Source organism: Amycolatopsis sp. NPDC005003 (genome assembly GCF_053600695.1).
Map to the genome: position 1 here is coordinate 1 of NZ_JBSGAI010000064.1, position 19317 is coordinate 19317.

At 74.1% G+C, this 19317-nt stretch carries 16 protein-coding genes; 14 read left to right on the top strand and 2 right to left on the bottom strand.

All coding sequences use genetic code 11. The features are described 5' to 3' along the window. Positions 1-110: 110 nt before the first annotated feature. Both ACWED2_RS43540 and ACWED2_RS43545 read right to left on the bottom strand, forming a co-directional pair. Positions 111-311, bottom strand: a complete 201-nt coding sequence (locus ACWED2_RS43540; protein ID WP_449696376.1) for a hypothetical protein — start codon at positions 309-311, stop codon at positions 111-113. Between the two features lies 1 nt (position 312). After that, a complete protein-coding gene (locus ACWED2_RS43545; protein ID WP_449696377.1) occupies positions 313-726 on the bottom strand; it encodes a DUF6010 family protein in 414 nt (137 codons plus the stop codon). A 118-nt stretch (positions 727-844) separates the two neighbouring features. Between ACWED2_RS43545 and ACWED2_RS43550 the strand changes: the two genes are divergently transcribed. The 14 genes from ACWED2_RS43550 to ACWED2_RS43615 all read left to right on the top strand — a co-directional run bounded on the left by ACWED2_RS43550 (position 845) and on the right by ACWED2_RS43615 (position 19283). After that, on the top strand, positions 845-1861 hold the full coding sequence (locus ACWED2_RS43550; protein WP_449696378.1) for an SDR family NAD(P)-dependent oxidoreductase: 1017 nt from the start codon (positions 845-847) through the stop codon (positions 1859-1861). Next, on the top strand, positions 1858-2748 hold the full coding sequence (locus ACWED2_RS43555) for an alpha/beta hydrolase (protein ID WP_449696379.1): 891 nt from the start codon (positions 1858-1860) through the stop codon (positions 2746-2748). The genes ACWED2_RS43550 and ACWED2_RS43555 overlap by 4 nt, the downstream gene beginning before the upstream one ends. A 52-nt stretch (positions 2749-2800) precedes the next feature. Then, positions 2801-3442 (top strand): TetR/AcrR family transcriptional regulator, encoded by a 642-nt coding sequence (locus ACWED2_RS43560; RefSeq protein ID WP_449696380.1) that lies wholly within the window; start codon positions 2801-2803, stop codon positions 3440-3442. A gap of 165 nt (positions 3443-3607) precedes the next feature. Then, positions 3608-5077 (top strand): amidohydrolase family protein, encoded by a 1470-nt coding sequence (locus ACWED2_RS43565; protein WP_449696381.1) that lies wholly within the window; start codon positions 3608-3610, stop codon positions 5075-5077. Next, positions 5074-6204, top strand: a complete 1131-nt coding sequence (locus ACWED2_RS43570) for a M20 family metallopeptidase (RefSeq protein ID WP_449696382.1) — start codon at positions 5074-5076, stop codon at positions 6202-6204. Before ACWED2_RS43565 ends, ACWED2_RS43570 begins: the two co-directional genes overlap by 4 nt. 23 nt (positions 6205-6227) lie before the next feature. Then, positions 6228-7121: a GNAT family N-acetyltransferase gene (locus ACWED2_RS43575; protein WP_449696383.1), complete on the top strand. Its 894-nt coding sequence runs from the start codon at positions 6228-6230 to the stop codon at positions 7119-7121. Beyond that, positions 7118-8221 (top strand): o-succinylbenzoate synthase, encoded by a 1104-nt coding sequence (gene menC / locus ACWED2_RS43580; protein WP_449696384.1) that lies wholly within the window; start codon positions 7118-7120, stop codon positions 8219-8221. The genes ACWED2_RS43575 and menC overlap by 4 nt, the downstream gene beginning before the upstream one ends. A 17-nt stretch (positions 8222-8238) precedes the next feature. After that, positions 8239-9624: a serine hydrolase domain-containing protein gene (locus ACWED2_RS43585; protein WP_449696385.1), complete on the top strand. Its 1386-nt coding sequence runs from the start codon at positions 8239-8241 to the stop codon at positions 9622-9624. Continuing rightward, positions 9621-10511 (top strand): serine hydrolase, encoded by an 891-nt coding sequence (locus ACWED2_RS43590; protein ID WP_449696386.1) that lies wholly within the window; start codon positions 9621-9623, stop codon positions 10509-10511. Before ACWED2_RS43585 ends, ACWED2_RS43590 begins: the two co-directional genes overlap by 4 nt. Before the next feature lie 77 nt (positions 10512-10588). Continuing rightward, on the top strand, positions 10589-12160 hold the full coding sequence (locus ACWED2_RS43595) for an ABC transporter substrate-binding protein (RefSeq protein ID WP_449696387.1): 1572 nt from the start codon (positions 10589-10591) through the stop codon (positions 12158-12160). Next, complete coding sequence (locus tag ACWED2_RS43600) at positions 12157-13137, top strand: ABC transporter permease (protein WP_449696388.1); 981 nt, start codon at positions 12157-12159, stop codon at positions 13135-13137. The genes ACWED2_RS43595 and ACWED2_RS43600 overlap by 4 nt, the downstream gene beginning before the upstream one ends. A gap of 1 nt (position 13138) precedes the next feature. Continuing rightward, on the top strand, positions 13139-15019 hold the full coding sequence (locus ACWED2_RS43605) for a dipeptide/oligopeptide/nickel ABC transporter permease/ATP-binding protein (RefSeq protein WP_449696389.1): 1881 nt from the start codon (positions 13139-13141) through the stop codon (positions 15017-15019). Next, positions 15016-15978, top strand: coding sequence for an ABC transporter ATP-binding protein (locus ACWED2_RS43610; RefSeq protein WP_449696390.1), 963 nt, complete (start codon positions 15016-15018; stop codon positions 15976-15978). The genes ACWED2_RS43605 and ACWED2_RS43610 overlap by 4 nt, the downstream gene beginning before the upstream one ends. Beyond that, positions 15975-19283 carry a serine hydrolase gene (locus ACWED2_RS43615; protein WP_449696391.1) on the top strand — a complete coding sequence of 1103 codons (3309 nt, stop codon included), beginning with the start codon at positions 15975-15977 and terminating at the stop codon, positions 19281-19283. The genes ACWED2_RS43610 and ACWED2_RS43615 overlap by 4 nt, the downstream gene beginning before the upstream one ends. Positions 19284-19317: the final 34 nt, after the last annotated feature.

Consider the following 19317-nt stretch of genomic DNA (forward strand, 5'->3'; position numbering starts at 1 on the left):
AACGCTCGGCTGGGACACCCCAGCCGAGCGCTTGGCTACACTCCTGGCCAAAGCCAGTTGATCACACGTGTTGCAACGACCCCTGGAATCCGCCCGGTCCGGGGCGGCCTTCAGGCGCCGGGGTGGCCGCAGGCGTAGACGTTCGCCGAAGCCAGCCGCGCGCAGGCCGGGCAGGTGTTGACCGGCCGGTCGCGGCGGCCGTAGTACGGGTGGCGGGCGCCGCACAGGGCCTTGAGCACGTCCCCGGGGCGCGGGTCCGGGTGGCACCGGGGGCAGTAGGCGTGCGCGGCGCGTTCGACGTCGGCGCTCATGTCACCCGGGTACCCGGGTGACACGGGCGCCAACCCGCCGCCACGCGAAGACCGACCGGCCCCCGGTGAAGCACCAGATCGCGATGACCGGGTCGCAGATCGCGCAGCCGAACGACGAGTCGTGCGCGAACGGCAGGATCGGCTGGCCCTTGAGGTGGTGGACGACGTCCCAGCCGGTGTGCAGCAGCCAGCCGATGCCGATGAACGTCCAGGAGTCCAGCCCGCGGAACGCGACGTAGGTCAGCACCGCGCAGAACGCCAGCTCCCACGGCCCGAGCGCCCCGCCGGAGAGGTAGGCCGCGCCCGCGCCGCCGACCATCACGGCGTTGAACCGCTGCCGGTGCCGCTCCGGGATCAGGGAGTTGAGCAGGACATACGCGAGGCCGATGAGGATCGGCGCCAGGATCTCGATCACGAGTCCGACGGTAGGAACCGCCCGCCCGGGCGGCCAGTGGCTCGATGGTCAGGAGGCGCCGGGATCTCGCCACCCATTTAACTCAAGCACTTGACTTAAATTGGGGTACGCTGCCGCCATGACCACCACCGAACCGCTCACGGCGGACAGCCCGATCGGGGAGTGGGTCGCCCACCCCGACGGCGGCCCGCTCATCCGGGCCCTGCTCGCCGAAGCCGGGGTCGACGAGACCGCCCTCGCGCCGGTCCGCCTGCTGCCGCTGCGGCAGCTGGTCGTCCTCAGCCAGGGACGGCTCGCCCAGGACGTCGTCGACGACCTGGTGGCCCGGGCCAACCACGGCGTGGTCCCGGCGCCGGGAGCCGGGCGCGCGGGGTGGCGCGAGCGGATCGTGCCCGGCCGCTTCGAGGGCCGGACGGTCGTCGTGACCGGCGCCGCCTCCGGGATCGGCCGGGCCACCGCGTCCCGGATCGCCCGCGAGGGTGGCCGGGTCGTCGCGGTCGACGTCTCGGCGGACCGGCTGGCGGACTTCGCCGCAAGCCTCGGCTCGGCGAAGCTCGTCGCCGTGCCGGCCGACATCACCGGCGAAGACGGCGTGGCGCGGATCCTCGCCGCCGCGGGGCCGCGCATCGACGGGCTCGCCAACGTGGCCGGGGTCGTCGACGACTTCTCCCCGGCCCACGAGGTGAGCGACGAGCTGTGGCGGCGCGTCTTCGCCGTGAACGTCGACGGGACGTTCCGGCTCATCCGCGCGGTCGTCCCGGCGATGCTCGAAGCGGGTTCCGGGGCCATCGTGAACGTCGCTTCCGAGGCGGCGCTGCGCGGCTCCGCCGCCGGGATCGCCTACACCGCTTCGAAACACGCGGTCGTCGGGATCACCCGCAGCTGTGCCTTCATGTACGGGCCGCACGGCATCCGCGTCAACGCCGTCGCGCCGGGCGGCGTCGCCACCGGGATGGGGATGCACGCGGAACCGTCGGCGTTCGGGCAGGGCCGGATCGGGGAGTTCCTCGGGCTGATCCCGCCGATTGCCACGGCCGAGCAGCTGGCGGCGTCGATCACCTTCCTGCTCGGCGACGACGGCGTGAACGTCAACGGCGCCCTGCTGCCCTCCGACGGCGGCTGGTCGGTGCAGTGACCGTGCCGCTGTCGGCGGTGGCGCCGGAACTGCGCGGCCGGGTCCGGCGGATGCCGCGCCTGCCGCTGGAGCGGGCCTGGGTGCGGCGCCTGCTGCGCACGGCAGGCGCGCGGATGCGGCCGCCGTCGCTGCCGGGCGTCACCGTCGAACTGCACCCCGGCCTGCGGGTGTACCGGCCGCGGACGCCCCAGTCCGACGTCACGCTGCTGTGGATCCACGGCGGCGGCCTGGTCATCGGCGGCGCGGCGCAGGACGACCGGTTCTGCGCCGGGACGGCGAGCGAACTCGGCATCACCGTGGTGTCGGCCGAATACCGCCTCGCCCCGGAGCACCCCTACCCGGCGGCGCTCGAGGACTGCCACACCGCCTGGACGTGGCTGCGGGGCCGCGTCGCCGCGGAGCGGGTGGTCGTCGGCGGGCAGAGCGCCGGCGGCGGGCTCGCCGCGGCCCTCGTGCAGCGCCTGCACGACGAGGGCGAGCGGCCGCGGGCGCAGTGGCTGTTCTGCCCGATGCTCGACGACCGCACGGCGGCCCGGCGCGGCCTCGACGCCGCCGGCCACCGGGTCTGGGACAACCGCCTCAACCGGTTCGGCTGGCGCGCCTACCTCGGGACCGAACCGGGTGCCCCGGTCGTGCCGCTCTACGCGGTGCCGGCGCGCCGCGACGACGTCGCCGGGCTGCCGGACACCTGGATCGGCGTCGGGGACATCGACCTGTTCCACGACGAAGCCGCCGAATACGCCCGCCGTCTGCGGGCGGCCGGCGTCGACACGACGCTGCACGTCGTGGCCGGCGGGCCCCACGGGTTCGAGGCCTGGGCCCCGTCGAGCGAGTTCAGCCGCCGCTACCTGGCCGCGGCCCGGGCGTGGCTGGGACAGCTCCGGTGACCGCATCCGTAAGGTGGGGTCCGGCAGAGCGGCTGGGTGACCGGGTGGGTGGATGAACGTCAAGGCGGATCGCGCGAGTGCCACGCGGGAGAGCATCCTCGTGACGGCGGAGCGGTTGTTCGCCGAGCACGGGGTGCACGCGGTGTCCAACCGGCACATCAGCGAGGCGGCCGGGCAGGGCAACAACGCCGCGGTCAACTACCACTTCGGCACCAAAGTGGACCTGGTCCGCGCGATCGCCCGCAAGCACTCCGTCCGGATCGAGCGGCTGCGCGAGGAGCTCGTCGAGGCCATCGACGGCGACGGCGACCTGCGCGACTGGGTGGCCTGCCTGGTCCGCCCGTCGACGAGCTACCTGCACGAGCTGGGGTCGCCGACGTGGTTCGCGCGGTTCAGCGCCCAGGTGATGACCGACCCGGCACTGCGGGCGATCATCGCCGAGGAGTCGCTGTCCTCGCCGGCGCTGGCCCGCGCGGTCGAGGGGCTGAACCGCTGCCTGGACGGCCTCCCACCGGACGTCCGCGCCGAGCGCGCCGACATGGCCCGCCAGCTGATGATCCACATGACGGCCGAGCGCGAGCGCGCGCTGGCCGAGGGCACCCCCACCCCACGGGCGAGCTGGAACGACGCGGGGACCGGGTTGATCGACGCGATCACCGGCCTGTTGCTGGCCCCGGTGACCCCGGCTTCCTGACCCACACGGACGACTCGCGTACCTGACCGGACGACTCGCGTACCCGGGTGGTCGGTTCGTCCGCGCGGATGGATCTCACCGCCGGAGTTCGTCGTCGCGGACGAACGGTGGTGGGCGAAATCCTCCTAACGTCACCTCGATCGGGCGGTGACGAGGAGGCGGCGGGTGCGGACACTGTTGCGGGGCGGCCGGGTCGTCGATCCGGGGACCGGGTTCGACGGCGTCGCCGACGTGCTCCTGTCCGAGGGCGGGATCGAGGCCGTGGGCGCCGGGCTGACCGGCGAAGCCACCGAGGTCGACGTCAGCGGCCTCGTCGTCGGGCCCGGGTTCGTCGACCTGCACAGCCACGTGCACTCCGTCGCCGGGCAGCGGCTGCAGGCGATGGACGGCGTCACCACCGCGCTCGACCTCGAGGCCGGCCTGATGCCCGTCGAGCGGGCCTACGCCGAAGCCGCCGCGGCCGGGCGGCCGCTGCACTACGGCTTCTCCGCCTCCTGGGGCGCGGCTCGCGCGCAGGTCCTGGCCGGGATCGAGCCCGACGCGAACATCGACAGCGGCCTGGCCGTCCTGGGCAACCCCGCCTGGCAACGGTCCTCCACACCGACCGAGCTGGCCGCCTGGCTGTCCCTTTTGGACACCGAACTGGCGGCCGGTGCCCTGGGCATCGGCGTCCTCATGGGGTACGCGCCGCAGACCGCGCCGGGGGAGTTCCTCGCCGTCGCCCACCTCGCCGCGACGGCCGGGGTGCCCACCTACACCCATGTCCGCGAGCTGGTCGAGGTCGACCCCGCGATCCCGGTCGACGGCTCGGGCGAGATCGCCGCCGCCGCGGGGGAGACCGGCGCCGCGATGCACCACTGCCACGTCAACAGCACCTCCGGCCACCACATCGACCGCGTCCTCGCCACCCTCGACGACGCCCGCCGCGCCGGCTCCCGCGTCACCGTCGAGGCCTATCCCTACGGTGCGGGCAGCACCGCGGTCGGCGCCGCCTTCATCGACCCGGACCGCCTGCGGCTCAAGGGACTCCGGCCGTCCAGTGTGGTCATCCTGGAAACCGGGGAACGCGTCCGCGACGAGGCCCGCCTGCGTCAGCTCCGGCGGGACGACCCGGGCGCGCCCTGCCTGCTGGAGTTCCTCGACGAGGAGAACCCCGGCGAACGCGCGCTGCTGCACCGGGCCCTGACCTTCCCCGACGCCGTTGTCGCCAGTGACGCGATGCCCGTGTCCTGGCCGGACGGCCGCTCCGAAAGCACCGAGTGGCCGCTGCCGCCCGGTGGCCGGACGCACCCGCGCACCGCGGGCACCTTCGCCAAGACCCTGCGCCTGATGGTCCGCGAGGCCGGCGCCTGGAGCTGGCTCGAGGCGTTCCGGCGCTGCTCCTACCTGCCCTCCCGGCTCCTCGACGAGGTCGCGCCCGCGGCCCGCCGCAAGGGCCGCCTGGGCGCCGGAGCCGACGCCGACGTCGTCGTCCTCGATCCGGACCGCATCACCGACGCCGCCACCTACGCCGACCCCACCCGGCCCTCTCACGGCGTGCGGCACCTCTACGTCGCCGGGGTCCCGGTGGTCGCCGACGGAAAACTGGACCGGAACGCGCTGCCCGGCAAGCCGCTGCGGGGTGAGCCGAAGTGAGCGAACTGATCGACGACATCGCGACGCTCGTCCGGTGCGAGTCGCCTTCGGCCGACCACGAAGCCGTCGCGCGCAGCGCCGAGGTCGTCGCCGCCATCGGCCGCCGCCTGCTCGGCGTCGAGCCCGAACGGATCCTCACCGACGGCTGCACGCACCTGCGCTGGCGGTTCGGCGACGGCCCGCCGCGCGTGCTGCTGCTCGGCCACCACGACACCGTGTGGCCACTGGGCTCCCTGCGCACGCACCCCTTCGAAGCCCGCGACGGGATCCTGCGCGGGCCCGGCTGCTTCGACATGAAGGCCGGGGTCGTGATGGCCCTGCACGCCGCCGCTGCGCTGCCCGATCGCGACGGCCTCTCGATCCTCGTCACCGGCGACGAAGAAATCGGCTCGCCGCGGTCCCGCCCCTTGATCGAAGCGGAAGCCAAGAGCTGCGACGCGGTCTTCGTGCTCGAAGCCTCGGCCGACGGCGGCGCGCTGAAGACGCGCCGCAAAGGCGTTTCCCTGTACCGCGTCGAGGTCGAAGGCCGCGCCGCGCACGCCGGCCTCGAACCGGAAAAGGGCGTCAACGCGGGGATCGAAGTCGCCCACCAGATCCTCACGATCGCCGCGCTCGCCGACGCGGACCTGGGCACCACCGTCGTGCCGACCGCGCTGACGGCCGGGACCACGACGAACACCGTGCCCGCCAAGGCGAGCGTCGCCGTCGACGTGCGGGTGTGGGACGCGGCCGAACAAGACCGCGTCGACCGCGCCATCAGAAGCCTCGCACCGGTGCACGAAGAGGCCCGGATCCACATCGCCGGCGGCATCAACCGCGCACCGCTGGACGCGGGAGCGTCTTCGGAGCTGTTCGTGCTCGCGAACGAACTCGCGGGCGGGACACTCACCCAGGCCGCGGTCGGCGGTGCGTCGGACGGCAATTTCACCGCGGGGCTGGGCGTTCCGACGCTCGACGGCCTCGGCGCGGTCGGCGGGGGAGCGCACGCCGACGACGAGCACGTCGTCGTCGCGGAGCTGCCCCGGCGGACCGCGCTGCTCGCCGCGCTCACCGAAACCGTGCTGGCGCGGCGGAGTTCGTCCACGCCGACGAACACGGCCACGGAATCCCGTGCGGGACAACGGTGACCGGCGGCGAACGTCCGGAAAGGATGGTGGGCGTGACAGAAGTCGTGACGAACACAGCCCCGCCGCTGCGGGACGAGGCCACCGCCGCGGCGGCCCGCGCCGCCCTCGCCTCGGGCGTCCGGATCCGGACCCTGGCCGAGGTCGCCGACCTGACCGCGGTGTCCCGGCTCTTCGAGTCGATCTGGCGGCCCCCGCCCGGAAACCCGCTCGTGACGGCCGAGCTGCTGCGGGCCATGGTGTCGGCGGGCAACTACGTCGCCGGCGCGTTCGACGGGCCCGAACTGCTCGGCGCCTGCTTCGGGTTCTTCGGCGAGCCCGCGAAGGGCGGGCTGCACAGCCACATCGCCGGGGTGGCGACGGCCGGCCACGGCCGCGGCATCGGCTTCGCGCTCAAGCTGCACCAGCGCGCGTGGGCACTGCGCCAGGGCGTGGCGGTGATCTCCTGGACGTTCGACCCGCTGGTGCGCCGCAACGCCCACTTCAACCTGACCAAGCTCGCCGCCCGCCCGGCGCGCTACCTGCCGGACTTCTACGGCCCGATGCGCGACGGGATCAACGGCACCGGCGACACCGACCGCCTGATGGTCGCCTGGGACCTGGCGAGCCCGCCGGTCCGGGCGGCCGCCGCCGGCCGTCCGGACCGGGTCGACGCGGCGGCGCTGCGGGCCGCGGGCGCCGCGGTCGCGCTGGCGGCCGGCCCCGACGCCCGGCCGGTCACCGGCTCCGCGGACGCGCCGGTGGTGCTGGTCGCCGTCCCGCCGGACATCGAGGCGCTCCGGCGTGCCGACCCGGAGCGGGGCCGGGCCTGGCGGGTCGCGCTGCGGGACGTGCTCGGCGGCCTGCTCGCCGAGGGGGCCTCGGTCACCGGGTTCGACCGGACCGGTTTCTACGTCATCGCAAGGGAGCACTCGTCGTGAAACTCACCGGGGTGGAACTCCTCCGCGTGCGGATGCCGCTGGTGGCGCCGTTCCGGACGTCGTTCGGCACGCAGGCCGAACGCGAACTGCTGCTCCTGCGCGTGGTGACGTCCGACGGCGAAGGCTGGGGCGAGTGCGGGGCGATGGCCGGCCCGCTCTACTCCTCGGAGTACATCGACGGGGTGGAGCACGTGCTCCAGGCCTTCCTCGTCCCCGCATTGCTGGCGGCCGGCGACCTCACGGCGCACCGCGTCACGCCGCTGCTGGCGAAGTTCAAGGGCCACCGGATGGCCAAGGCCGCGCTGGAAATGGCCGTGCTCGACGCCGAGCTGCGGGCACACGGCCTGTCGTTCGGCACCGCGCTGGGGTCTGCTTCGGACACCGTGCCGTGCGGGGTGTCCGTCGGGATCATGGACACGATCCCGCAGCTGCTGGACGTCGTCGGCGGCTACCTCGACGCCGGGTACCTCCGCATCAAGCTGAAGATCGAGCCCGGCTGGGACGTCGAGCCGGTGCGCGCGGTCCGCGAGCGCTTCGGCGACGACATCCTGCTGCAGGTCGACGCGAACACGGCGTACACGCTCTCGGACGTCCCGCAGTTGCAACGCCTCGACCCGTTCGGGCTGCTCCTGATCGAGCAGCCCCTGGAAGAAGAGGACGTGCTCGGCCACGCCGAACTGGCCAAGCACCTCCGGACGCCGATCTGCCTGGACGAAACCGTCGTGTCGGCGCGGTCGGCCGCCGACGCGATCAGGCTCGGCGCCTGCCGGATCGTCAACATCAAGCCCAGCCGGGTCGGCGGCTACCTGGAGGCGCGGCGGGTGCACGACGTCTGCGCCGCGCACGGCATCCCCGTCTGGTGCGGCGGGATGCTCGAAACCGGGCTGGGCCGGGCCGCGAACGTCGCGCTCGCGTCGCTGCCCGGGTTCACGCTGCCCGGCGACACCTCGGCGTCGGACCGCTTCTACCGCACGGACATCACCGAGCCGTTCGTGCTCGACGCCGGACGGCTGCCGGTGCCGTCCGGGCCCGGGCTCGGCGTCACCCCGATCCCCGAGCGGCTGGCCGAGGTGACCACCGCGAAGTCCTGGCTCGCCTAGCGAAACGAGAGGTCCCCATGCCGAAACTCCCCGAAGTCTCCGCCTGGCTCGAACACCGCCTCCCCGCCCTGCTGGCCGAGCACCACGTGCCCGGCGCGGCCGTCGCCGTGTACGCCGGCGGCGAGATCGCCGACCACGCCGCCGGGGTGCTCAACACCGGCACCGGCGTCGAGGCGGACGTCGATTCGCTGTTCCAGATCGGCTCGATCACCAAGGTCTGGACGGCCACCCTGGCCATGCAGCTCGTCGACGACGGCCGGCTCGACCTCGACCAGCCGGTCCGGAAGTACCTGCCGGAGTTCGTGCTCGGCGACGAAGACGCGGCCGCGCGGATCACCGTCCGGCAGCTGATGTGCCACACCGCCGGCTTCGAAGGCGACATCTTCACCGACACCGGCCGCGGCGCCGACTGCATCGAAAAGTACGTCGCCACCTTGGGGGACGTGCCTCAGCTCTTCGCCCCGGGGGAGATGTTCTCCTACAACAACGCCGCGTTCTGCGTGCTCGGCCGGCTCGTGGAAGTGCTGCGCGGCAAGACCTACGACGAATGCCTCCAGGACCACCTGTTCACGCCGCTCGGCCTGACGCACGCGGCACCCAGCCCGTACGAAGCGATCCGGTTCCGCGCCGCGCTCGGGCACCTGACGTCGTCGCCCGGCGCCGACCCGGAACCCGCGGGCATCTGGGCGCTGGCAGCGTCCAACGCCCCGGCCGGCTCGATGCTCGCCATGCGCCCGCGGGACCTCGTCACGTTCGCCGCGATGCACCTGCGGGACGGCGAAGGCCCCGACGGCACCCGCGTGCTGAGCGCGGAGAGCGCCCGCGCGATGCGGGACCGCCTGGTGGAACTGCCCGACCTCGGCCTGTTCGGCGACGCGTGGGGCCTCGGCTGGTCGCTGTTCGACGCGCCCGGCGGGGCGGTCGTCGGCCACGACGGCAGCACGATCGGCCAGTCGGCGTTCCTGCGCGTGGCCCCGGAGCACGGTGTCGCGGTGGCCCTGCTGACCAACGGCGGCGACCCGATCGCCGTCTACACCGAGGTGTTCGGGCACGTCCTGCGCGAGCTGGCCGGCATCGAGCTGCCGGTGCCGCCGGTGCCCGACCCGGCCGCGCCGCGCGTCGACGCCTCGCGGTACGTCGGCGAGTACTCCTCGTCGGTGGCGGACATCGTGGTCAGCCAGGACGACGACGGCCGCGTCTGGGTCGAGCGCGTCCCGAAGGGGATCTTCGCGGAGCTGGCCAAGCCGGAGAAGACCGAGCTGGTCGCGATGAATGGCGACACGCTCATCCTGGCCGAGCCGATGCAGGGCATGTACGTGCCGCACGCCTTCGTCGGCGACGACGGCACCGGCCGCGCGCTGTACCTGCACACCGGCCGCGCCGACCGGCGGGTGACCGCGTGAGCACCGTCGAGGCGGCGATCGCCGCCGTCTTCGCCGAAGCGGGCGTGCGGGGTTTCCTGCACGCGCGGGAGATCGGCGGCGGGGGAGAGGTGGCCGTCGGCGCGGACGACCCGGTGGTGCTGGCGTCGGTGTTCAAGATCCCGGTCGCCGTCGCCTACGCCCGGGAGGTGGCGGCGGGACGGCTCGACGAGACGGCCCGGACCCGCGTCGGGCCGCGCTACCGCATCGGCGGGATCGGGACCGCGGGCTGCGCCGACGACGTCGAGATGAGCTGGCGCGACCTCGCGCTGTTCATGCTGACGATGAGTGACAACGCCGCCACCGACGTCGTCTACCACCGGATCGGGGCGGCGGCCGTCGACCGCGTGGCGGCCGACCTCGGCCTGCGGCGGACGCGGGTGATCGGCTGCTGCGAGGACCTGTTCGCCTCCGTTCTCGCCGATCTCGGGGCGGCCGAAGGCGCCGACATCGACGCGGTGTTCGCCGGCGCGACGGCGGAAGAGACCTGGAAGCTGGCGGTGCTGGACCCCGGGCGCACGACGTCGTCCACGCCGCGGGAGATCACCGAGCTGCTCGACGCGGTGTGGACCGACCGGGCCGGCGACCCGGCGGCGTGCGAGCGGGTCCGCTCGATGCTGGCCCGGCAGATCTGGCCGCACCGCCTGTCCTCCGGATTCCCCGCGGAGGTCACGGTCGCGGCCAAGACGGGCACGTTGCCGGCGGTCCGCAACGAAGCGGGCGTCGTGTCCTACCCGGACGGCCGTCGCTTCGCCGTCGCGGTCTTCACCCGCGCGAACTCCCTGTCCGAACGGCAACCCGCCGTCGACGCGGCGATCGGCAAGGCCGGCCGCCTCGCCGTGGACCACCTCCGGAAGGAAACAACATGACCCACACCCATTCCTTGCGGGGGTCCGGGTGGCGGAGCCCCCGGCCCGGGGCGAAGCCCCGGTTTGATACAGCGGCGGTGGTCCTGCTCGGTGCGCTCGCCCTCGTGGCCACGGCCTGCGGGGGACCGGGCGGCGCCGACGCGGCCGGTGGCGCACTGGCCGACGGCAAGACGTTCACCCTCGGGCTCGGCTCCGACCCGGGGAACCTCGACCCGCACATGTCGGTGCTGTCGGTGACCGGCCAGGTCGACCGGTTCCTCTACGACCCGCTGCTCGAACTCGCTCCCGACGGCAAGCCGCTGCCGGCGCTCGCGGAGAAGTGGGACGCCACGACGACCACCGCGACGTTCACCCTACGGCCCGGCATCACCTGCGCGGACGGCGCGCCGCTGACCGCCGCCGACGTCGCCGCGAACATCGGGTTCGTCGGCGACCCGGCGAACAAGTCGCCCTACGCCGGCCTGACGATCACGCCCGGCACCAAGGCCACCGCCGACGAAGCCACCCGGACCGTCACCGTCACCAGCGGCGCGCCCGACGCGTTCCTGCTCCGCAACGTCGGCGCCCTGCCGATCGTCTGCGGCACCGGCCTGGCCGACCGGAACCTGCTGGCCAAGGGCGGCAGCGGCACCGGCATGTTCGCCGTCTCCGAGATCGTGCCGAACGACCACTACGCGTTGACCCGCCGCAAGGACTACACGTGGGGACCGGGGGACTGGAAAGCCCAGCAGCCCGGCCTGCCGGACAAGGTCGTCATCCGGGTCATCCCGAACACCGCCACGGCGGCGAACCTGCTGCTGTCCGGCGAACTCAGCGCCTCGCCGATCAACGGGCCGGACCGCCAGCGGCTGGAAGCGCGCAAGCTCTTCCACGCGGACTTCCTCGCCCCGCTCGGCGAGATCTTCTACAACCAGGCCGCCGGGCGCCCCGGCCAGGACGAGGCCGTGCGGCGCGCGCTCACCCAGGCCCTCGACCTCGCCCAGCTCGGCAAGGTGCTGACCAACGGCACCGGCAAGCCGTCGCAGGGCCTGGTCACCGCCGACCCGAAGGCGTGCTCGGGCGACACCGTCACCGGCCACCTGCCCACCCACGACCCGGCGGCGGCCGCGTCCACATTGGACTCCGCGGGCTGGAAGGCGGGCGCCGACGGCGTGCGCGTCAAGGGCGGCAAGCGGCTGGCGCTCACCGTCCTCTACGGCACCCAGCTCGGCCCGACGATGGCGCCCACGGCCGAACTGGCCCAGCAGACGTGGAAGTCGCTCGGCGCCGAGGTCACGCTCAAGGCCGTCGACAGTCCCGGGCTGTCCCAGGTGCTGTTCGGCACCGGCGAGTGGGAGGTCTCGCTCGGGCCGCTCGGGCTGACCCTGCCCAGCCAGCTCGTGCCGTTCGTGTCCGGCCCGGCCGCGCCGGACGGGACCAACTTCGGCCACATCGCGAATCCCGAGTACGACCAGGGCGTCAAGCAGGCGGCCGCGCTGGCCGGCCCGGCCAGCTGCCCGGCCTGGGAAGCCGCCGAGACGGCGCTGATCAAGCGCGTCGACGTGGTGCCCTACGTCGACTCCGTCGTGCCGATCTACGCGAGCGGGACGCGGTTCGACGTCAGCCAGGGCAGCGTCACGCCGTCGTCGATCCGGATGTACGCGCGATGACCACGGCGGTGGCGCCCGCGCGGCTGCGCGGCGGAGGGTGGCCGGCGTTCGCCGCGCGGCGGCTGACCCGATTCGCCGTCTCGTTGTGGGCGCTGGTCACCGCGGCCTTCCTGATGATCCACCTGGTCCCGGGCGATCCCGTGCGCGCCGCGCTCGGCATGACCGCCCCGGCCGACCTGGTGCGGGCGAAGCGGCTGGAACTCGGCCTCGACGACCCGCTGTGGGTGCAGTACGGGCACTACCTGCGCGGCCTGGTCACCGGCGACTTCGGGACGTCGATGGCGAGCGGCCAGCCGGTCGCGCAGGTGATCGGCGACCGGCTGCCGGCGACCCTGCAGCTGGCGGTTCTCGCCTTCGCGGTCGTCGTCGCCGTCGCGATCCCGGCCGGCGTGACTTTCGCGGTGCTGACCCGCGGCGGCCGCCGCCGCGGCGGCGAGCTGGCCTTCACGTCGGTGAGCGCCTTCCTCGCCGCCGTCCCGGAATTCCTGGTGGCGGTCGCGCTGGTGGCGCTGCTCGCGGTCGGTCTCGGCTGGTTCCCGGTGGCCGGCGGCGACGACGCGAGCGCGTACGTGCTGCCGGTCGCGGCACTGGCCGCCGCGCCGTCGGCGGTGCTCGCCCGGATCGTCCGGGTGGAGCTGCTTTCGGTGCTGGGCGCGGACTTCGTCCGGACCGCCCGGGCGAAGCGGCTGCCGGCGCGGCTGGTCTACGTCCGGCACGCGCTGCCGAACGCGCTGACCGCGACGCTGACGCTGGGCGGGCTGATGCTGACCGGGATGGTCGCGGGCACGGTGCTGGTGGAGAACGTCTTCGCCTGGCCCGGCCTCGGCTCGACGATCGTCCAGTCGATCATGCAGAAGGACTACCCGCTGGTGCAGGGGATCGTGCTGGTCTACGGCATCGGCGTGCTGCTGGTGAACCTGCTGGTCGACGTCGTGCTCGGGCTGCTCGACCCGCGCTCGGCCATTCGGGAGGCGTGAGATGGCGCGACGCGGAACGTGGACGGCGGCCCTGCGCACGCCGGTGGGTGCCTGCTCGGCGGTGCTGCTGGCCCTGGTCGTCGCGCTGGCGGCGCTGGCCCCGGTCCTCCTGCGCGACGGCGCGGCCGCGATCGACACCGACGCGATCGGGCAGGGCCCGTCCGGGGCGCACCCGTTCGGCACCGACTCGCTCGGCCGCGACCTGCTGCTGCGCACCCTGGTGGCGACCCGGCTCTCGGTCGGGCTGGCCGTGCTCGCGACCGCGATCGGCGTCGGCACCGGCGTCGTGCTCGGGACACTGCCGTCGGTGCTGCCGCGCCGCGTGGGCCGGCTGCTCACGGCGGTCGTCGACATCGCCGTCGCGTTCCCCGGGCTGCTGCTGGCGCTGTTCCTGGCGGTGATCTTCGGCGTCGGCACGCACGGCGCGGTGCTGGCCATCGGGTTCGCGACCGCGCCGGGATTCGCCCGGCTCGTGCAGACGCTGTCGGCGTCGGTGAGCGGCCGCGACTACGTGGCCGCGGCCCGGATCGCCGGCGTCGGCCGGGTCCGCCTGCTGGCCCGGCACGTGCTGCCGAACATCGGCGAGCCGCTGGTCGTCAACGCGGCCATCGGGGCGGGCTCGGCGTTGCTGGCCTTCGCCGGGCTGTCGTTCCTCGGGATCGGCGTGCAGGCGCCGGACTACGACTGGGGGCGGCTCCTGCGCGAGGGTCTGGACGGCATTTACGTCAACCCCGCGGCCGCGCTCGGCCCGGCCGCGGCGGTGGTGCTCGCCGGGCTGGCGTTCAACCTGGCCGGCGAGACGGTCGCTTCGGTGGTCGCGGTCCGGACGCGGGTGACCCGGCGTGCCGCGCCCCCGCTGCCGCCGGCGCGGCCCGCGCTCGGCGAGCCGCCCGCGGACGCCGTGCTCGTGGTGGAGAACCTCCGGGTGGCGTTCCCCGGCCCGGACGGCTGGACGGTTCCGGTGCGCGGAGTCAGCTTCAGCGTCCGCGCCGGGGAAGCGATCGGCGTGGTCGGCGAATCCGGCTCGGGCAAGAGCCTGACCGCGCTGGCCGTGTCCCGCTTGGTCGAAGCGCCGGGCGTGGTCACCGCCGACCGGCTCGAGTTCGCCGGGACGCCGTTGGCGGAGGCGCCGGACCGGGAACTCGGCACCGCGCTGGCCATGGTGTTCCAGGACCCGATGACGTCGTTCAACCCCGCCCGCCGCGTCGGCGGGCAGCTGGCCGAGGTGTCCGAGCAGCACCACGGCCTGTCCCGGCGCGAGGCGTTCGCCCGCGCGGTGGACCGGCTGGCCGCGGTGCGCGTCCCGGCCGCCGGGCAGCGCGCCCGGCAGTACCCGCACGAGTTCTCCGGCGGCATGCGGCAGCGGGCGATGATCGGCATGGGCCTGATGGGCCGGCCGAAGCTGATCGTCGCCGACGAGCCGACGACCGCGCTCGACGTCACCGTGCAGCGGCAGGTGCTGCGCCTGCTGGCCCGCACGCGCGAAGCCGAGGGTGCGGCGATCCTGCTGATCAGCCACGACATCGCCGTGGTTTCCCAGACGTGCGAACGGATGCTGGTGATGTACGCCGGCCGGATCGTCGAAGACCTGCCGCCCGGGAACCCGGCCCAGCATCCCTACACGCGAGCGCTGCTGGCCACGACGGTCGACCTCGAGACCGACCGCGACCGGCCCCTGGACGTGATCCCCGGCCGCCCGCCGGAACCCGACCAGGTGCCCGAGGGGTGCGCCTTCGCGGCCCGGTGCCCGCTGGCCTCGGAGCGCTGCCGCGCCGAAGACCCGGTGCTCGAAGCCACGGATCGCCGCGGCCACCTGGTCGCCTGCTGGCATCCGCAGGTCACCGTCCTTTCCGGACGGTCGCACGAGGAGGGCGCCGCGTGAGTGCTCTGGAGTTCGACGGCGTCAGCGTCCGCTACGGCAAGCTGACCGCGGTCGACGGCGTCAGCCTGACCGTCCCTTCCGGACAGGTCGTCGGCCTGGTCGGCGAGTCCGGCTCCGGCAAGTCGACGCTCGCCCGGGCGGCCGCCGGGCTCGCGCCGGTCAGCGCGGGCCGGGTCCTGCTCGACGGCGTCGACGTGCGGCGGCTGCCGCGGCGCCGCCCGTTGCAGATGGTGTTCCAGGACCCGTATTCGTCACTGGACCCGCGGATGGCGATCGGCGAGTCGATCACCGAGGCGATGCCGCCGGGGACCTCCCGCGCGGAACGCCGGGCCGAGGTCGCCCGGCTGCTCGAACTGGTGCACCTCGACCCGGACCGCGCGACGGCGCTGCCCGGGCGGCTCTCCGGCGGGCAACGGCAGCGCGTCGCGCTCGCCAGGGCGCTGGCCGGGCGGCCGAAGGTGCTGATCGCCGACGAGATCACCTCGGCCCTCGACGTCTCGGTGCAGGGCGCCGTGCTGAACCTGGTCCGGGACGTGCAGCGGCGGCTGGCGCTGTCGATGCTGTTCATCTCGCACAACCTCGCCGTGGTGCGGTACGTCAGCGACGTCGTCGCGGTGCTGTACCTCGGCCGGATCGTCGAAGCCGGGCCCGCGGAGCAGGTCCTCACCGATCCGCAGCACCCCTACACGCGGGACCTGCTGGGCGCCGCGCCGTCGGCGCACCGGGGCCTGCTCGAAGACACCGAAACCGGCGCTGCCGCGCTCGCCGACACCGAACCCGCCGACCCGCACCACCCGCCGTCCGGCTGCCGCTACCACCCGCGCTGCCCGATCGGGCCGCTCGTGCACCCCGACCGCACCGTCTGCGTCACCGCCGACCCGGCCGGCGACGCCGCGGGCCGGCCCCACTCCGCGGCGTGCCACTTCGCCGCGACCCGTCCCACGAGGAGTTCCGCATGACCCGACGTCCCGGCATCGACGACCTCGCTGCCTTCGAGTTCCCCGAGCACCCGGCGATTTCGCCCGACGGCAGCCGGATCGCGTACGTGCTGCGCACCACCGACCGTGAGAAGGACACCGACGTCCGTTCGCTCTGGCTCGTCCCCACCGCCGGCGGCGAGGCGCGCCGGCTCACCCGCGGCCCGGCCGACCTGGAACCGGCGTGGTCGCCGGACGGCACGCGCCTGGCGTTCCTGCGCGCCCAGGACGGCCCGGCCCAGCTGTGGCTGCTCCCCGCGGACGGCGGCGAGCCCGAACAGGTCACCACCCTCCCGCTCGGCGCGGGCACCCCGGTCTGGCGGCCGGACGGCGCCGAGATCGCCTTCGCCGCGCCGGTCGACCTCGCCGCGGACGAGGGTGAGGACGACGCCGCCCGGGCCCGCCGCGCGGGCGCCCCGGTGGTCGCCGACCGGCTCGACTTCAAGGCCGACGGCGCCGGATTGCTGCGGACGCTGCGCAAGCACGTCCACGTGCTCGACGTCGCCACCGGCGAGGTCCGGCAGGTGACGGCGGGGGACTGGCACGCGGGAGACCCGGCGTGGTCACCCGACGGCTCGCTCCTGGCTTTCCCCGCGGGCCCGGACGCGGACGCCGACCTGACGTTCCGCTCCGGCGCGTACGTCGTCGAACCCGGCGGCGAGCCCCGCCTGGTCGGTTCCGGCGACGGCGTGTGCGGCACGGTCACCTGGACCGCCGACGGCACCGCGCTGCTGGTCGTCGGCCGCCGAGACACCGCGCCCGGGCACCTCGGGCTGCTGCGGATTCCCCTCGACGGCGGCGAAACCACCGACCTGGCGGCGCCGCTCGACCGGAACGTCATGCCGGGGGCACCCGGTTACCCCGGCGCGCTCCCGCAGCTCACCGGCGACACCGTGCTGTTCTGCGCGCGCGACCGCGGCTACACCCACCTCTACGCGGTCGATCTCGGCGGAGGCGAGCCACGGCTCGTCGCCGGCGGCACCGGGACCGCCGTGGTGGCGATGTCCGTCGCCGGGGACACGGCGGCGATCGTGCTGGCCACGCCGACGTCCTACGGTCAGATCGCGACGGTCGGCCTCACGGGCGGCGAGGTCGAGGTGCGCACTGCGCACGGCCCCGCCGACCTCGAGCCGTTCGTGTCCGACGAGCGGCAGTTCACCGTCTCCGACGGCACGGTCGTGGCCGGCCGGCTGCTGCGCGACCCCGCCCGCACCGGGCCGCTCCCGCTGTTGCTCGACATCCACGGCGGCCCGCACAACGCGTGGAACGGCACCGCCGACGCCGTGCACCTCTACCACCAGGAACTCGTCGCGCGCGGCTGGGCGGTGCTGCTGCTCAACCCGCGCGGCAGCGACGGCTACGGCGAAGCGTTCTACACCGCGGCGGTCGGCGCCTGGGGCGTGGCCGATGCCCGGGACTTCCTCGAGCCGCTGGACGCCCTCGTCGCCGAGGGCGTGGCCGACCCGCGGCGGCTCGCCGTGACCGGGTACAGCTACGGCGGCTTCATGACCTGCTACCTCACCAGCCGGGACGACCGCTTCGCCGCGGCTGTCGCGGGCGGGGTCGTCAGCGACGTGGTCAGCATGGCCGGCACGTCCGACGCCGGCCACTACCTCGGCGTCGCCGAACTCGGCGCGATCCCGTCGGAGAACCGGGCCCACTACGCGGCGCTTTCCCCGCTGGCCCAGGTGGAAAAGGTGCGCACGCCGACCCTGGTGGTGCAGGGCGCCGCCGACGAGCGGTGCCCGGCCGGGCAGGCCGAGCAGTGGTTCACCGCGCTGCGCGAGCACGGCGTGCCCGCGCGCCTGGTGCTGTACCCCGACGCGTCGCACCTGTTCATCCTGGACGGGAAGCCCTCGCACCGGCTGGACTTCAACCGGCGGATCGTCGACTGGGTTGCGCAGTACGCGGGCGAGCCGGGCCAGCCGGCGCGGGTGCCACTGGACGCGGCGCACTGGCGGCGGCGCCTGGCCGCGCTCGCGCGCAAGCACCGGGTGCCCGGGGCGGCGCTGGGCATCCAGCGCGGCGACGACCGGGTGCTGGCGAGCCACGGCGTGCTGAACACCGCGACCGGGGTGGCGGTCACCGACGACTCGGTGTTCCAGATCGGCTCGATCACCAAGGTGTGGACGGCGACGGTGGCGATGCAGCTGGTCGACGAGGGCCTGCTGAAGCTGGACGCGCCGATCGCCGACGTGCTGCCCGAGCTGCGGCTGGCCGACCCCGACGTCACCAAGCAGGTGACGTTGCGGCACCTGCTCACCCACACGAGTGGAATCGACGGCGACGTCTTCACCGACACCGGCCGCGGCGACGACTGCCTCGAAAAGTTCGTGGGCCTGCTGGAGGAAGTCGCGCAGAATCACCCGCTCGGGGCGACGCTGTCCTACTGCAACTCCGGGTTCGTGCTGCTGGGCCGGGTGATCGAAAAGCTGACCGGGCAGACGTGGGACGCGGCCCTGCGCGAGCGGCTGTTCACCCCACTGGGTCTCACCCACACGGGGACGTTGCCGGAAGAGGCGCTGCTGCACCGAGCGGCGATGGGGCACGTCGCGGCCGGTGACGGCCCGCTGTCACCGGCTCCGGCGTGGGGCCTGCCGCGTTCGGCGGGCCCGGCGGGGTTGATCACGGCGTCGGCGGCCGACGTCCTGGCGTTCGCCCGGATGCACCTGGCCGGCGGGGGTGACGTGCTGTCCGAGGCGTCGGCGGCGGCGATGACCGAGTGGCAGGCGGACCTGCCGGACAAGCACACGCTGGGCGACTCCTGGGGCCTCGGCTGGATCCGCTTCGATTGGGACGGCCACCGGGTGATCGGCCACGACGGCAACACGATCGGGCAGTCGGCGTTCCTGCGGCTGCTGCCCTCGCACGGCCTCGCCGTCACCCTGCTCGCCAACGGCGGCAACACGCGCGACCTGTACGAGGAGCTGTACCGCGAGATCTTCGCTTCGCTGGCCGGAGTCGCCCTGCCGAGTCCGATCGCGCCGGCCGCGGAGCCGCCGTCGGTCGACTTCGCGGAGTTCACCGGGACCTACGAGCGGGCGTCGATGCGGATCGAGGTGTTCGAAGGGGAGAAGGGCCTGCGCATGCGGCAGACGGTCACCGGCCCGATCGCGGCACTGGTCCCGGACCCGACGACGGAACACGACCTGATCCCGCTGGGAGGGTCGCAGTTCGTCTTCCGCGAGCCGGGCGCCCGCTCGTGGATCTCGGCGACGTTCTACACGCTGCCGACGGGGGAGCGGTACCTGCACAGCGGCGTCCGCGCGACGCCGAAAGCCGGGTAGCCGCAGTGAACTCCCGCTTCCGCCCGACGAGCGG

Excerpts from the sequence above, each read along its gene's own strand:
- ACWED2_RS43540 (WP_449696376.1), bottom strand. The coding sequence starts at position 311 with ATGAGCGCCGACGTCGAACGCGCCGCGCACGCCTACTGCCCCCGGTGC.
- ACWED2_RS43550 (WP_449696378.1), top strand. The coding sequence starts at position 845 with ATGACCACCACCGAACCGCTCACGGCGGACAGCCCGATCGGGGAGTGG.
- ACWED2_RS43560 (WP_449696380.1), top strand. The coding sequence starts at position 2,801 with ATGAACGTCAAGGCGGATCGCGCGAGTGCCACGCGGGAGAGCATCCTC.
- ACWED2_RS43575 (WP_449696383.1), top strand. The coding sequence starts at position 6,228 with ATGGTGGGCGTGACAGAAGTCGTGACGAACACAGCCCCGCCGCTGCGG.
- ACWED2_RS43585 (WP_449696385.1), top strand. The coding sequence starts at position 8,239 with ATGCCGAAACTCCCCGAAGTCTCCGCCTGGCTCGAACACCGCCTCCCC.
- ACWED2_RS43600 (WP_449696388.1), top strand. The coding sequence starts at position 12,157 with ATGACCACGGCGGTGGCGCCCGCGCGGCTGCGCGGCGGAGGGTGGCCG.
- ACWED2_RS43605 (WP_449696389.1), top strand. The coding sequence starts at position 13,139 with ATGGCGCGACGCGGAACGTGGACGGCGGCCCTGCGCACGCCGGTGGGT.
- ACWED2_RS43615 (WP_449696391.1), top strand. The coding sequence starts at position 15,975 with ATGACCCGACGTCCCGGCATCGACGACCTCGCTGCCTTCGAGTTCCCC.